15 protein-coding genes and 1 tRNA gene are annotated in these 13,809 nt (G+C 62.9%); 8 read left to right on the top strand and 8 right to left on the bottom strand.

What is annotated here, in order from left to right; translation table 11 throughout:
• Positions 1-17 precede the first annotated feature (17 nt).
• From ABD059_RS10315 to ABD059_RS10285, 7 genes are all read right to left on the bottom strand, one after another.
• Positions 18-731, bottom strand: a complete 714-nt coding sequence (locus ABD059_RS10315) for a response regulator (protein WP_343879684.1) — start codon at positions 729-731, stop codon at positions 18-20.
• Positions 728-2,014: a sensor histidine kinase gene (locus tag ABD059_RS10310; RefSeq protein ID WP_343879682.1), complete on the bottom strand. Its 1,287-nt coding sequence runs from the start codon at positions 2,012-2,014 to the stop codon at positions 728-730. Before ABD059_RS10310 ends, ABD059_RS10315 begins: the two co-directional genes overlap by 4 nt.
• 43 nt (positions 2,015-2,057) lie before the next feature.
• Positions 2,058-2,915: an ABC transporter permease gene (locus tag ABD059_RS10305; protein WP_343879680.1), complete on the bottom strand. Its 858-nt coding sequence runs from the start codon at positions 2,913-2,915 to the stop codon at positions 2,058-2,060.
• A gap of 2 nt (positions 2,916-2,917) precedes the next feature.
• Positions 2,918-3,889 carry an ABC transporter ATP-binding protein gene (locus tag ABD059_RS10300; RefSeq protein WP_343879678.1) on the bottom strand — a complete coding sequence of 324 codons (972 nt, stop codon included), beginning with the start codon at positions 3,887-3,889 and terminating at the stop codon, positions 2,918-2,920.
• Between the two features lie 180 nt (positions 3,890-4,069).
• Entirely contained in the window at positions 4,070-4,312 is a 243-nt protein-coding gene (locus ABD059_RS10295) for a PspC domain-containing protein (RefSeq protein WP_019481463.1), read from the bottom strand.
• A gap of 8 nt (positions 4,313-4,320) precedes the next feature.
• A complete protein-coding gene (locus tag ABD059_RS10290) occupies positions 4,321-4,572 on the bottom strand; it encodes a hypothetical protein (RefSeq protein ID WP_343879676.1) in 252 nt (83 codons plus the stop codon).
• Positions 4,569-6,038 carry a PspC domain-containing protein gene (locus ABD059_RS10285; RefSeq protein WP_343879674.1) on the bottom strand — a complete coding sequence of 490 codons (1,470 nt, stop codon included), beginning with the start codon at positions 6,036-6,038 and terminating at the stop codon, positions 4,569-4,571. Before ABD059_RS10285 ends, ABD059_RS10290 begins: the two co-directional genes overlap by 4 nt.
• A gap of 124 nt (positions 6,039-6,162) precedes the next feature.
• Here ABD059_RS10285 and ABD059_RS10280 point away from each other — a divergent pair, with 124 nt between their 5' ends.
• Together ABD059_RS10280 and ABD059_RS10275 are read left to right on the top strand one after the other, a co-directional pair.
• The gene (locus ABD059_RS10280) at positions 6,163-7,476 is read left to right on the top strand and encodes an ATP-binding protein (protein WP_343879672.1); all 1,314 of its coding nucleotides are present in this window, start codon (positions 6,163-6,165) and stop codon (positions 7,474-7,476) included.
• The gene (locus tag ABD059_RS10275; protein WP_343879670.1) at positions 7,473-8,132 is read left to right on the top strand and encodes a LuxR C-terminal-related transcriptional regulator; all 660 of its coding nucleotides are present in this window, start codon (positions 7,473-7,475) and stop codon (positions 8,130-8,132) included. Before ABD059_RS10280 ends, ABD059_RS10275 begins: the two co-directional genes overlap by 4 nt.
• A 35-nt stretch (positions 8,133-8,167) precedes the next feature.
• Here ABD059_RS10275 and ABD059_RS10270 read toward each other — a convergent pair whose 3' ends face one another.
• Positions 8,168-9,415 (bottom strand): pyridoxal phosphate-dependent aminotransferase, encoded by a 1,248-nt coding sequence (locus ABD059_RS10270; RefSeq protein WP_343879668.1) that lies wholly within the window; start codon positions 9,413-9,415, stop codon positions 8,168-8,170.
• A 249-nt stretch (positions 9,416-9,664) separates the two neighbouring features.
• Here ABD059_RS10270 and ABD059_RS10265 point away from each other — a divergent pair.
• The 6 genes from ABD059_RS10265 (at position 9,665) to ABD059_RS10240 (ending at position 13,665) form a co-directional block, all read left to right on the top strand.
• Positions 9,665-9,737, top strand: a tRNA-Trp gene (locus ABD059_RS10265).
• Between the two features lie 66 nt (positions 9,738-9,803).
• Positions 9,804-10,061, top strand: a complete 258-nt coding sequence (gene secE / locus ABD059_RS10260; RefSeq protein ID WP_343879666.1) for a preprotein translocase subunit SecE — start codon at positions 9,804-9,806, stop codon at positions 10,059-10,061.
• A gap of 60 nt (positions 10,062-10,121) precedes the next feature.
• Entirely contained in the window at positions 10,122-11,015 is an 894-nt protein-coding gene (nusG, locus tag ABD059_RS10255) for a transcription termination/antitermination protein NusG (RefSeq protein WP_343879664.1), read from the top strand.
• 122 nt (positions 11,016-11,137) lie between these two features.
• Positions 11,138-11,569: a 50S ribosomal protein L11 gene (gene rplK, locus ABD059_RS10250; RefSeq protein WP_024475782.1), complete on the top strand. Its 432-nt coding sequence runs from the start codon at positions 11,138-11,140 to the stop codon at positions 11,567-11,569.
• Positions 11,570-11,721: 152 nt separating this feature from the next.
• Positions 11,722-12,429 carry a 50S ribosomal protein L1 gene (gene rplA, locus ABD059_RS10245; protein ID WP_026553551.1) on the top strand — a complete coding sequence of 236 codons (708 nt, stop codon included), beginning with the start codon at positions 11,722-11,724 and terminating at the stop codon, positions 12,427-12,429.
• A 144-nt stretch (positions 12,430-12,573) separates the two neighbouring features.
• Positions 12,574-13,665: a GNAT family N-acetyltransferase gene (locus ABD059_RS10240; protein WP_343879660.1), complete on the top strand. Its 1,092-nt coding sequence runs from the start codon at positions 12,574-12,576 to the stop codon at positions 13,663-13,665.
• Positions 13,666-13,809: the final 144 nt, after the last annotated feature.

The raw sequence follows: 13,809 nt of genomic DNA, 5'->3' as shown, positions 1-13,809 counted from the left end.
CTTTTGGGACGAGGCCCCTATCGTGAATCCGGCGTGTACCCGTTGAGGATGCCGCGTTCCATCGCTACCACGACCGCGCGCGTCCGATCATCGACGTCCAGTTTGGCGAAGATCCGCAGCAGATGCGTCTTCACGGTGGTCTCCGCAATGTAGAGCTTCGCTGCGATATCCGGGTTACTCAAGCCCTGGGCGACGCATTGGAGCACCTCACGTTCCCGTGGTGACATGCGCGGTTGTTCGGGAGCCCTCAGCCGTGACACCAGTTTCGCCGCGATCGGTGGTGCGAGAACTGTTTCCCCGCGGGCCGCCGCGAACACTGCACTGATGATGGTTTCGCCCGGAGTGTCTTTGAGTAGGTAACCGACAGCGCCGGCCTCGACTGCCCGCACAATGTCGGCGTCGCCGTCGTAGGTGGTGAGGACCAGCACCTTGACCGCGGGCTGATCCGCCAGGATCCGGGCGGTGGCGTTCGCCCCATCCATTAGCGGCATCCGCAGGTCCATGAGGACGACGTCGGGCACGACGTCGGTCGCGGCGGCCACCGCTTCCTCCCCGTTGGATGCCTCAGCGGCAACCACAATCCGGGAATCAGTGGAGAGCAGGTTGATCAGCCCGGCTCGCACTACCGGGTGGTCATCAACCACCAGAAGTCGGACTGTGTCGGCGTCGGCACTGTGGGCGGGAGAGTTGGGTGAGGTGGGACCGCTGCCGGGCGGCGGGGCAGGCGTCACTGAGCCTCAACCCGTTCCGGCTGGTCCTGCACCCCAGTGCGCGGGGCCGCTGCGCCCTCCGCATGGTGGTCCTGGACGGGCACCACCATGCGGAGGGCGCATCCCTCGCCGATGGCCGAGGTGATGCTGAGGGTTCCCCCAATCTCGTTGAGCCGGGCGTTGATGGATTTCAGCCCGTAGCCGGAGGTGTCCAGATCCGGATCGAATCCACCGCCGTCATCGCTGACGGTCAAGAGCAGATTGGATCCTGAATGATCGAGTTTCAGCTGTGACCGTGAAGCTGAAGCATGCCGCCGGACGTTGGTGAGTGCTTCCTGCGCCGAGCGGAGGAGCGCGATTTGCTGGTTCGAGGTCAGGTGCGGCAGGGACTCGGGCAGTGACGAGGTGGTGAGACAGCCCGCCGATGTCGCCGCCGAGGCAAGCCTACCCAGTGCCCCCAGCAGGTCTCCACCTTGTAGCTGGGACGGTCCGGTCGACGCTATCAGTGACCGGGCTTCCTGCAGGTTGTCCCGTGCGGTGGTATTGATGGCGTCCAGCCGTGCCCCCAATTCGTGGGCGGCGCCGCTGTCCAACCGGTTGCTGCGCAGCTGTGCGAGTGCTGCTTCGGATAGCATCACCACCGAAGTGAAACCCTGTGCGAGGGTGTCATGAATTTCACGGGACATCCGTTCCCGCTCTGCCATGGCACCCTGCCGCTGGTCGGCGAGTTGGAGTTCGGTCCGGGCGGCCTCCAGCTCGGCGAGGAGCTGCGCACGGTCCTCGCTCTGGTCAATGATCTTGTAGATCCACAGCCCCAGCATTGTTGAGGCCAGGAAGGACAGGCCGGCTTGCAGGCCGATTCCAACGAGGTCTTCGGGGGACCCACTGAACCGGACAAGCTGCCCGGTTGCCACCGCGACGCAGATGGCTGCCGTGCTGATGAGCCCTGCACGAGCGGTGCTGGAGAACATCCAGATCTGCGGAAACGCCACGAAGAGGAGTACGGCTCCAGAACCGGGGAGGAAGGCCAGAAATCCGACCACCAGGATGAGGAGGACCACGTAGACCGTCGGACGCCACGTCCCCAGGTGGCGCTGGCGGGTCAGGAAAGGGTACGCGGCTGCCAACGCCGCCAGCGCGCCGAGGGTCACAGCTGTGATGGCGGGGTTCGGCTCTCCGTTGAGAACCACGAGTACCACCACCACTAGTGCTGTATAGAACCCGATGTGCCACCACTTCATCCCATGGATCCACACCGAGTTCTCAGGCAGGAGCCGATCGGTGCGCTCAGGTCTGGTGTTCATGCCAACACCCTATGTCCGGTGAGGCGCCGCGGCCCACACGTCCTCACTTCTGCGGTGGCCATTTGAAGGTGAGCCGGGTCAGAATCAACCCGACCACCAGCCAAAGACCAATCACTATGGCCGACATGCCCAACGCCCAGGTTTGGCCAGGCTCAGCCAGTTCGAACTGTTCGGGCAGGAACACGCTGCGCAGGCCGCTGGCGGTCCAGCGCAGTGGCGTCAGGTTGGCTGCTTGTTGCAGCCACTCGGGGAGACCGGTGAACTGGAAATACACACCCGAGATAAAGGACAAGATGAGGACCGGCATCACTGCCAGGGTTGAAGCACTTTCAGCCGACTTGGCAATGCAGGCGAAGGCCGTGCCAACCACTGCCCAGGCGGCCGTGGCGCCCAGCAGCAGCCAGGCGACGGTTAGCCAGGCGTCCCAGGTGGTGGGGAGTTCGATGCCGAGGAAGAGGGTGCTGCCGGTCACGAGGATGACCGACTGCCCGACGATCAGGTACAGGGTGACACCCATCTTGCCGATGAAATAGGACAGCATGGGTAGTGGGGTTCCGGCGAGCCGCTTAATGCCGCCATTGAACCGATCGGCGGCCACATAGCCGCTGAGGTTCTGGAAGCCGCTGAGGATCGTGCCGAGCGCCAGCATCCCCGGGAAGTAGTACTGTGCCATCGTGACTTGCGCCTCGGGCGGGCCCACCGAGGGGTCGTTGCCGAACACGGTCCCGAAGAGTGCCATCATGACGATCGGGAAGAACAGGATCAGGATTAGCGACAGCCCGTCCCGGTTGAAGGCTTTGATCTCCGTGACGGCCCGGCGTCCACCAAGGGCAAGGGTGCTGGGCCGCCAGGCTGCGTTGTGCGAGGTGCCGGTCTGCTGACCGGCGTTGAGAGTGGTCATGCCTATGCTCCTTCGTACGAGGTCAACGGGCCAGCGGTCGTGGTGGCTGCGGTATCGGCGTCGTGCCGGCGGAGGAGTTCGAGGTAGACATCCTCGAGACTGGGCCGGATCACCTCCAGATCGGTCGGCTCCCAGGCACCTCCCTCGGTGAGTTGGTGGATCAGGGCACCGGGGGAGGTGGTGGCCTCTTCGTGCTGGCCGTCGTCGTCCCTCCACCGCACTCGGGGGATCCGCAGGTCCGGGCCGCCCACACTGTCGGCTGTGCCTGTGGCGATGACCCGTCCGGACGCAATGATGCCAAGCCGATCGGAGAGGTGCTGGGCTTCGTCCAGGTAATGGGTGGTGAGCACAATTGTGGTGCCATCTTTCCCCAGGCCCCGGATCAGGTCCCAGAACCGGCGGCGTGCGGCAGGGTCAAAGCCGGTAGTGGGCTCGTCGAGAAACAGGAGCTCCGGGTTGCCGATCATGCCCAGCGCCACGTCAACCCGTCGGCGCTGCCCACCGGAGAGGGATTTGATGAGGGCCCCGGCCTTCTCCTCGATCCCCACAGCATCCATCACTTCATCAACGCGGCGAGGGTTGGGATAGAAAGCGGCGGCGTCTTTGAGCGCCTCGGCGACCTTCAAGGTGCCCATATCAGTGGCTTCCTGCAGCACGATGCCGATGCGTGAGCGAAACAAAGCCGGCGCCTTGTACGGGTTCTGCCCCAGAACGGTAACAGTGCCGGATGTTGGTTCGCGGTGGCCTTCAAGGATCTCGATGGTGGTGCTCTTCCCGGCGCCGTTGGGGCCCAACAGGGCATAGGTTTCGCCGGTCTCAATAGTCAGCGACAGCTTGTCGACGGCGACAAGATTCCCCTTCCTTGGCTGCCGGTATGACTTTGTCAGGGAGTCGACGACGACGGCGCTCGCCGGAGCAGGCGGGGGCGCGGAACCTGGTGAGGTGGTGCGACTGGACACAGTTGGCTGATTCATTACACCAGCGTGCCACTAGGGTCAGCCTGGGCGACAGGTCCGGGAGGACGAGTAGCGGTATCCTGCTACAGCAGGACAGGCCCGACCAGACCCACCAGCCGAGATACCCCCGCCCTTCTGGGCAGTGTCTGCATCTTCACACACCGCCACTGGGGGCACCCCAATACTTCAGGGCGGTTGTTATCGGCTGGCGATGATCTTCTGCAACGCGACGGTGCCGTCCGTCTTGGGAAGGAGCAGCCAGGCCACAAAGTACATCGGGATGCTGATGAACGGCAGGAGAAAACTCAGGAGGATGCCGATCCGGACATATGCGACTGGCCAGTTGAACTGCAGCGCGATGCCGGATGCAATTCCCCCCAGCCACCCGCCCGGGGCGCGCTTGATGGGTGATTTGCGGAGAATATCGAAGAATTTGTCCATGATTTAGGCTAACCCGTTTCGGTAGTCGAGTGGTGGTTGGATTTGCGGCCGGTCATCGAAATCAGACCGCCGACCACAAGGGCGACGCCGGCGCCGACCAGCAGACCCATCAGCACCAGACCGGTGTCCAGGTTGATGTCGACAAGTTGAGCCAGCAGCACCAGAATTCCCACCGCGATCGCTATCAGCCCCCAGACCACGGTGCCGGCACGGACTGTTTTCTCGCCGTCGTTCTTGGCGGTGTACCCAGTGGTGCTCATCGCGAGATGCCTCCTACGTTTTCAAGTTCGGATTGGGTGGCGGCCACAGTGGTGTGGCTCATGGCACCGCGGATTTCGAGGATGATCCTCGGTCCGGAGGCGTTTTGGTTTAAATCGATCTCGGCGGGATGCCACATACCGCCGGCTGTCGCTTCCTGGCCGTCATCCACTGTGCTGAGAGCTCCAAGCGCGATTGATGAGCGCACCTCAACCGGGACGTCGTCGGGAATCAGGATGCCCACGTTTCCTGCGAGCGAGTTCACTCGAACTACCAGGTCTTCGTCGAGGTTGGTGAGATTGCTGAGATCAACGGTGCCCTGTCCCGCAACTACGGTGTATCCCTCGCTGGCAGGCCTCTCGGTGGTGGGACTCCAGACGGCACTGCTGCCGACTGTGAGTGCTCCCGTGCCCAGGGTCGAGCCGGTCACCACTGCTGCCGCTATGCCGACCGCAGCCATAAAGCCGAGGAAGCCTGAGGTGCGGCCGCGAAGACCCAGCGCCACGATGCCTACCCCGAGGAGGATCAGACCAGCGGCGATTGCTACGGGGATCACTGAGTTGCCCAGGTTGAAAATCCCGGTGTAGTCGAGGGCCAGGACGGCGCCGACGGCGATCAGTGCACCGCCCAGGTAGAGGGAGAGTTCTGCTCCGCTCGGCTTGGGAACCGGAGGTCTCTGCGGCACCGTCGGTCGTTGCCTGGGAGCCGGGAGCGGGGGCAGCTCACTATACAAAGGTGGCGGGGTCAGGGTGCGCGGCGGGAGGGACGTGCCCGGCTTGTCGGCAGCGACCGTGTGAGTCGAGCTACTGTGGGCGCCGGCAGGTGGCGCGTCCGCAATCCCTGGCGCGTCCTTCTTTTTGTTCAAGATAGTGACCAGCACATAAACCCCGAAGATCACTGCGCCGATCCAGAAGATGGTCCAGAAAAATCCGCCCCCGCCGTCATCGACGAAGAAGGGGAAGTTGGGGCGGCCGATCCCCATGATCGTCAGGATCAGCGCGCCGGTCATACCTGAGGTCCAGCTGCCCTGCGTTGCGGATTCGAGGTGGATGCGTCCGTCCGGTTCGGGCAGCAGTGCCCATGCGAGGCCGTACAGCAGGATTCCCACCCCGCCGAAGATTGCCAGCAGGATGAACCCGCCACGGATGAGGACCGGGTCCAGGCCGGTCCGGACGGCGATACCGCTCGCGACCCCGCCGATCCAGCGGTCCTGGCCCCTGACGATGCCAAGGCCACGAAGCCAGCCAAAGAAGTTGGTGGAGGTTGCTGCCGGCGCGTCGGCTCTAGGCGTCTCCCCCGGAGCGCTGTCTGGGCGGGACGTGCCGGCATGGGTAGGTGGAGCCTCGCCTACGGGTTGGTCCCGGGAGCTTGAGTCCTGGCTGGTTTCGGCAGCCGACTCCACGGGATCAGGTGTTGTCTCAATCGGGGGGTCATCCGAGGGATCATTTGGGTCCTGATGCGGGTTCATAGGTCAATCCTGTCGGCAGGGGAGAAGAGTTTCTATCGGGGGCTACCCTGATCTGTCCCTGAGGGGCACCCTACTTTCCCTGAATCCCGCTCCGGTCGGCCCGGGATCGTGTTTGGATTGAGTTATGAGACCAGCCCTGCTTCGCTCCAACGACGCGATGATCGCTGGTGTGTGTGCGGGACTTGCCGCCCACCTTGGCATTACGGTCAATGTGGCACGGATCGGCATGGTGGGCCTGACGCTCGCTGGCGGGGCCGGGATCTTCCTTTATGGCTGGTTGTGGGTGTTGGTCCCCACCCAGGAAGAACAACTCCGGAAGGGCCCCGCCCCAGTGGGCCCCCGCCTCACCTTCCCAGCAACGCGGGAGGCCGTTGGTAGGACCATCGGAAGCTCCGCGGGGAGTTCTGGAAGCCCACAGGCGAGCCCGACGGCGGATCCCTCGTCTGGGCCGCGAGGCAGCTCTCAATCCCTCATCGGCAAACGTGAAGTCCTGCTGGGCACTGCACTCTTGCTGGTGGCGGCAGTGGTTATTGCCCAACAGCTTGGTGCAAACCTGCCGCTCGACACTCTGCTTCCGGTGGGTGTGGTGGGAGCTGGGGCTGTGCTGGCCTGGACCCAGCTGGACGAGACCCGCCGTGCAGGCCTGATGAACCGCGCCGGGGCATCGCAGGCCGGGGGCCTGGCCCGGCTGGTCGCCGGCTTGCTGTTGGTGACTGTCGGAGTGTTGATCCTGGTTTCCGGGTCTATTTCCTGGGAGCTCACCTGGTCAACACTGATCGCCACGGGAGCGGTGCTGGCTGGGGTCTTTCTGGTGCTGGCGCCGTGGGGACTGAAGTTCTGGAGGGACCTCGAAACCGAACGATCGGGGCGGGCGAGAGAAACCGAACGTGCTGAGATTGCCGCTCATCTCCATGATTCGGTGCTGCAGACACTCGCGCTGATTCAGAACCGAGCGGGTTCCGAACAGGATGTGGTCCGGTTAGCCCGGGCGCAGGAACGTGAGTTGCGAAACTGGCTGTACGCCGATGCCACTCACCAGTCGGGAAACCTGGCCGAGCGGATTCGGGCCGTTGCTGCCGAGATCGAGGACAGCTACGGCACTCCTATCGACGTAGTGGTTGTGGGGGACGCGGAACTCTCCGCGCGGCAGGAGATTCTGGCGCAGGCAGCCCGCGAGGCCGTGCTTAACGCCGCGAAACACGCTGGCGGCAATATTTCCGTGTATTTGGAGGCTGGCCCCACCGGGTCGACGATCTTCGTCAGGGATCGGGGCAATGGGTTCGATCCGGCGACCATTCCTGAGGATCGAATGGGGATCCGCGTTTCCCTGTATAGCCGGATGGACCGACACGGAGGTGAGGTGTCGATCCGCAGCAACCAGGAAGGCACCGAGGTTAAGCTGGTGATGCCAGAAAAGGAAGCAGACGGTGCGCAGTGAATGAATCCCAGCAGCCAATCACGGTGGTCGTGGTCGATGACCATGCCATCTTCCGATCCGGTCTTCGCGCCGACCTCGACAGCCGGATCACAGTTTTGGCAGAAGCCGCCGGAGTAGCCGAAGCCATCGCTGCTATCCAGGAGCACCGGCCCCAGGTGGTGCTCCTGGACGTGCACCTGCCGGGCGGTTCCGGCGGCGGCGGTGCCGAGGTGATCGCGGGCTGTACTGCCTTGCTCGCGGGGACACAGTTTCTGGCGCTGAGCGTGTCAGACGCCGCCGAGGACGTGGTGACTGTGATCCGTGCCGGTGCCAGGGGATACGTCACCAAGACCATTTCCGGGGCCGAGATTTCCGACGCCGTGCTGAGAGTCGCCACCGGAGACGCCGTGTTCTCCCCGCGGTTGGCAGGGTTTGTCCTTGACGCTTTCGGGACAGCGGCAGTCGCCTCCGTGGATAGCGAACTCGACCGGCTGTCGGCCCGCGAACTCGAGGTGATGCGCCTCATCGCCCGCGGTTACAGCTATAAAGAGGTCGCCAAGGAACTGTTCATCTCTATCAAGACGGTCGAAACGCACGTATCGGCGGTGCTCCGTAAACTCCAGCTGTCCTCCCGGCATGAACTCACCCGGTGGGCCGCCGAACGGCGGCTTCTCTAGCGCCCGGGCGACTCGCCGGGAGGACCCTGTGAAACCTACCGTGCGGTGGCGAGGAACTCCTGTAGGCGACCGACGCCGGTAGCAAGGTCAGCATCGCCCAGGGCATAGGAAAGCCGAAGGTAACCACTGGGGCCGAAGGCTTCGCCCGGCACCACCGCCACCTCCACCTTGTCCAGAATCAACGCGGCCAGTTCAGCTGACGTTGCTGGCCGAATCCCACCCAGTTCCCGACCCAGCAGAGACCGTACGTCAGCGTAGGCGTAGAAGGCGCCCTTAGGGACCGGGCACTCGACGCCGTCGATCGCGTTCAGCCCCTCCACCATCGCAATCCGGCGGCGGTCGAACGCGACCTTCATCTCGTTGACGGCCGTCAACGGGCCAGACACTGCCGCCAGGGCTGCCATCTGGGGTACGTTCGAGACATTGGACGTGGCATGGGACTGCAGGTTGGTGGCGGCCTTCACCACATCTTTCGGCCCGATCATCCAGCCCACCCGCCACCCGGTCATGGCGTAGGTCTTTGCGACACCGTTAAGGATCACCATCCGATCGCCAAGTGCGGGTGACGCAGTGGCAATGGAAGTGAACGGGACGCCGTCGTACGTGAGGTGCTCGTAAATTTCGTCGGTAACCACCCACAGGTCATGGCCCGCAGCCCAATCGCCAATCTCCTTGACCTGCTCCGGGCTGTAAACCGCTCCGGTGGGGTTGGACGGGGAAACAAACAGCAGAATCTTGGTGCGCGGAGTCAGCGCAGCCTCCAACTGGTCGACAGTCACCAAATAGCCCTGCTCGGGCCCGGCAAACACTTCCACCGGAACCCCGCCAGCCAACCGGATCGCCTCGGGGTAGGTGGTCCAAAACGGCGTGGGGACCAGAACCTCGTCTCCGGGATCGAGCAGGGTGGCGAACGATTCGTAGACGGCCTGCTTGCCACCGTTGGTGACAAGTACCTGGGCCGGATCCACCGTATAGCCCGAGTCCCTCAAGGTCTTCTCGGCAATCGCCTGCCTCAGCTCGGGAAGCCCCGCTGCGGGCGAATACCTGTGGAAACGGGGCTGCCGCGCCGCATCGATGGCTGCCTGCACAATGTAGTCGGGTGTCGGGAAATCGGGCTCACCAGCACCAAACCCAATGACCGGGCGGCCAGCGGCCTTAAGCGCTTTCGCCTTGGCATCGACGGCGAGTGTCGCCGATTCAGCAATGGCGGCAATCCGCTTCGAGATCCGCCGTCGTGGCTCGTTGGGGGAGTTCTGCGTCTGGGCGTCAGGGGTGGCAGTCATGGTGTTCCCTTAGAGTTTGGTGGTGCAGTGGACTGTGACGTGATTCCAGCTTAGGCCGAAGACGTCCTCCGGCCACGCTGCTGTCGCACAACTCTGCTTTTTCCGGGGACATGTGGCGGCCCAGACGGTTCGCCGGGTCTTCCGGTTCGACGCCGGGGCGGACATTGCGTAGACTTATTCCTCGGTGTTGAAATCGCCATGATGGTTCGTGCCTGCGTTAGCGTAGTCGGACCGGCGGAATCAATCCAAAGGGTAGTGGCGCAATTGGTAGCGCAGCGGTCTCCAAAACCGCAGGTTGCAGGTTCGAGTCCTGTCTGCCCTGCGCATTCGACGTAGCAAGAGAGTCCTCACGGACTACAGAATCCGACACAAATGGAAGAGGTTGAAGGTGACCGAAACGGCTGCGGGCAGCCCCCAGGGTAGCCCTTCCGAGAAGAACACTCCCAAGCGGGGTTTCTTCGGCCGAATCATCCTCTTCGTGCGGCAGGTTGTCGCTGAGCTCAAGAAGGTCGTTGTACCGACTCGCAGGGAACTCGTGCGGTACACCATCACCGTGATGATCTTCGTGATCATCATGATGCTGATTGTGACCGCCCTGGACTTCCTGTTCGGGACGGCTGCGGTATGGGTCTTCGGCGGCGCATAGCGGGACCCGCGCGGTAATGCATTAAACAAGCTGAAGAATTCTTAGAAAGCAGGCAGCTAGGTGTCCGAGCAAGAACTCGAACGGCAGATCACTTCTGTTGAGGATGATCTGGAGAACGAGGATCAGGTAGCTGATTCCGGAGTCGAAGCGACCCCGGCTGACAGCGATGCCTCGGCCGACGGCGAGACCGAGTCTGTTGCAGACGACGTCGATGGTGAGGGTGCCGCTGTTGCGGACGCCACCACCTCCGACGACGACAGCGCCTCCTCCGACGAAGACGGTATTGACGGAGATGCTGCTGACGGCGACGCTCTTGAAGCTGACGAAGCCGCTGCGGAAGCAGTCCAGGCCGAAGATCCAGTAGCAGCCTTCAAAGCGAAGCTCCGCCGTCAGGAGGGTGACTGGTATGTCATCCACTCCTACGCGGGTTATGAGAACCGGGTGAAAGCGAACCTCGAGACTCGTATCCAGACCCTGGACATGGAAGAGCACATCTTCGAGATCCAGGTGCCGATGGAGGAAGTGGTGGAGATCAAGAACACCACCCGCAAAATCGTCAACCGGGTCCGTATTCCCGGGTACGTGCTCGTCCGCATGGACCTCACCGACGCATCGTGGGGCGCCGTCCGGCATACCCCAGGAGTAACTGGATTCGTGGGCAACGCCCACAACCCGGTGCCTCTGAGCCTCGGCGAAGTGTTCTCCATGCTCGAACACACTGTGGTCCACACCGATCCTGAATCGGGCAAGCCAGCGAAGAACCAGCTCACCCCGGCGACGGTCAACTTCGAAGTCGGCGAGCCGGTCACGGTCAACGAAGGCCCCTTCGAGACCTTGCAGGCGACAATCTCCGAGATCAAGCCGGAGTCCCAGCAGCTGGTTGTCTTGGTATCGATCTTCGAGCGCGAAACCCCTGTGACGCTCTCGTTCGGCCAGGTCACCAAGCTGCATTAATCAAGCTTCGTACCGCCAGGGCCGGCTTAGCTCAGGTGGTGCGGTAGGTCATCACGCCATGGTGACCAACAACCCATGGGACGCTCCTGTCCTGTGGACGTAATGTGAAAGAAGGACCCTTCATGGCCCCCAAGAAAAAGGTCACCGGCCTGATCAAGTTGCAGATCAATGCGGGCGCCGCTAACCCGGCACCACCCATTGGTCCAGCTCTTGGCCAGCACGGCGTCAACATCATGGAATTCTGCAAGGCGTACAACGCTGCAACGGAATCCCAGCGCGGAAACGTCATCCCCGTCGAAATCACTGTGTATGAGGATCGCTCATTCACGTTCATCACCAAGACCCCTCCTGCTGCCGAGCTCATCAAGAAGGCTGCCGGAGTTGCCAAGGGTTCTGCAACGCCGCACACCGTCAAGGTTGCCAAGCTGAGCAAGGACCAGGTCAACGAGATCGCCACCATGAAAATGGAAGACCTCAACGCCAACGACGTCGAGGCAGCAGCCAAGATCATCGCCGGTACCGCCCGTTCAATGGGCATCACGGTAGAAGGCTAAAGCCTTTCACCCACCGCTCGGCGAAGTGATTCACCGTGCACCCCACAAACAAAACGTAGACGTGAGAGCCGCCAAGTTGGCGGGATCGAGCGTCGGAGTGTGGCAGGGCCCGCGCGGTCCGCAGACCACAACTGCATAAGGAGAAAAAGCAGATGGCAAAGCGCAGCAAAGCATATAAGGCGGCCGAAGCCAAGATCGAGGCAGACAAGCAGTACGCCCCGCTCGAGGCAGTAGTTCTGGCCAAGGAAACCAACCCGTCGACCTTCGACGCCACCGTTGAGGTCGCATTCCGGTTGGGTGTTGACCCTCGCAAGGCTGACCAGATGGTCCGCGGCACGGTCAACCTCCCGCACGGCACCGGCAAGACCAAGCGTGTCCTGGTCTTCGCAACGGGCGAAAAGGCAGAAGCGGCAATTGCTGCTGGAGCCGACTTCGTTGGTTCGGACGACATGATCGAAAAGGTTGCAGCCGGCTGGGTAGATTTCGACGCCGCCGTTGCCACCCCTGACCTCATGGGCAAGGTTGGCCGTCTGGGTAAGGTGCTGGGTCCCCGTAACCTGATGCCGAACCCGAAGACCGGCACCGTCACCGCCGACGTTACGAAGGCTGTCACCGACATCAAGGGTGGCAAGATCGACTTCCGCGTCGACAAGCATTCCAACCTGCACTTCATCATCGGCAAGGTGTCGTTCGATGTGCAGAAGCTCGCCGAGAACTACGCGGTAGCTCTGGAAGAGGTCCTTCGGTTGAAGCCTTCGGCTTCCAAGGGTCGCTACATCCAGAAGGCCACGGTATCCACTACCTTCGGTCCAGGCATCGCCGTTGACCCGAGCGTCACCAAGGTTTTGGCCGACGCCTAGGCACCTGGAACGCCGTCAGGCATTCTGAGCTAGACACCCGAAGGGGCGCAGCGTGACGCTGCGTCCCTTCGTCGTTTAACTCCCAATGGGAGAAGACAAGAATTAGTGATTGGCAGTTGTCAATCACTCGGTTAGACTTTCAGAATGAAAACGTCAGACATCACCATTGAAGTCCTTCCCCGACCGGCGTCACTCGACCTTCCTGAGGGGGCCGACTTCGTCGCGGCAGCTGAGCTGAGCAATCTGGTTGAGCGGGTGCTGTGGGGCAATGACGACCACTATTACAGTCCGCAGGCGCGGCACGAGTCCTCGCAGCCGAACGAGTACGAGGAGCGCGTGATGTTCGTCGCGCGCGACAGCGACGTCGTCGTCGGGAAAGCGGTCATCGACATTCCCCTCACCGATAACCTCGGCACGTGCTACGTCTTCGTGGCAGTCCATCCTGACTACCGCAGACAGGGTATCGGCTCGCTGCTCTACCGCGCCCTGGAGGGTCACGCAGCAGGGATCGGCCGGTCAACCATCATGGCCTGGACCGACGAGCCCGCCGGTTTCGACGCCAGTCCAGCTAATGTGCTGGTTCCGGCGACGGACGCGGGAGCCTTCCCCCTGAACAATGCGACGACGGCGCTTGCCCTCCGTAACGGGTTTCAGTTGGCGCAGATCGATCGGTGTAGCGTCTTGGTCCTGGATGAGTCACTTCCGAGGGCCGACGCGCTGTCCCGGGCCGCCCGGGAGTCAGCCGGACAGGACTACGAGTTGGTGCTGTGGCGGGACCGCTGCCCGGACGACCTCGTGGAGCAATACGCCCTGCTGCGCCAGACGATGAGCACGGACGTGCCGATGGGGGACCTGGACTGGGAAGAGGAAGTCTGGGGCGCCGCACGGATCAGGGAGGGCGAAGACCGCCTGCTGCGCTCCGGTGGCCAGTCGCTGGTCCGGGCGGTCCGGCATCGTCCCACTGGGCTGCTCGCAGGCCACACCATCCTGGAGTACCAACCGGAGAGGCCGGAAGTGGTGTCCCAGGATGACACCCTGGTGTTGCGCACCCACCGAGGACATCGACTCGGGATGTGGTTGAAGGCGGCGAATCTCCTGTCTGTGCCCTCCGTCTGGCCCGATGCGCAGCGTGTCTACACCTGGAACGCCGAGGAAAATGCGCACATGCTCGCCGTGAACGTAGAGCTGGGTTTCGTGCCCGCGGGGTACACCGCCGCGTGGCAGAAGAAGGGCTGACTCCGCACGGAAAAGTGGCTGACCCGCGTCCGGCCGGCAGAAAAGTGGCTGACCCGCAGCCGGCCGGCAGAAAAGTGGCTGACCCGCGCCCGGCCGCGTAGAAAAGTGGCTGCGGCGCGTCCGGCCGGGCAGAAAAGTGGCTGA

The organism is Arthrobacter flavus (assembly GCF_039526005.1).
Classification (GTDB): domain Bacteria; phylum Actinomycetota; class Actinomycetes; order Actinomycetales; family Micrococcaceae; genus Arthrobacter_D; species Arthrobacter_D flavus.
This window is presented reverse-complemented; position numbering and strand designations above follow the sequence as displayed.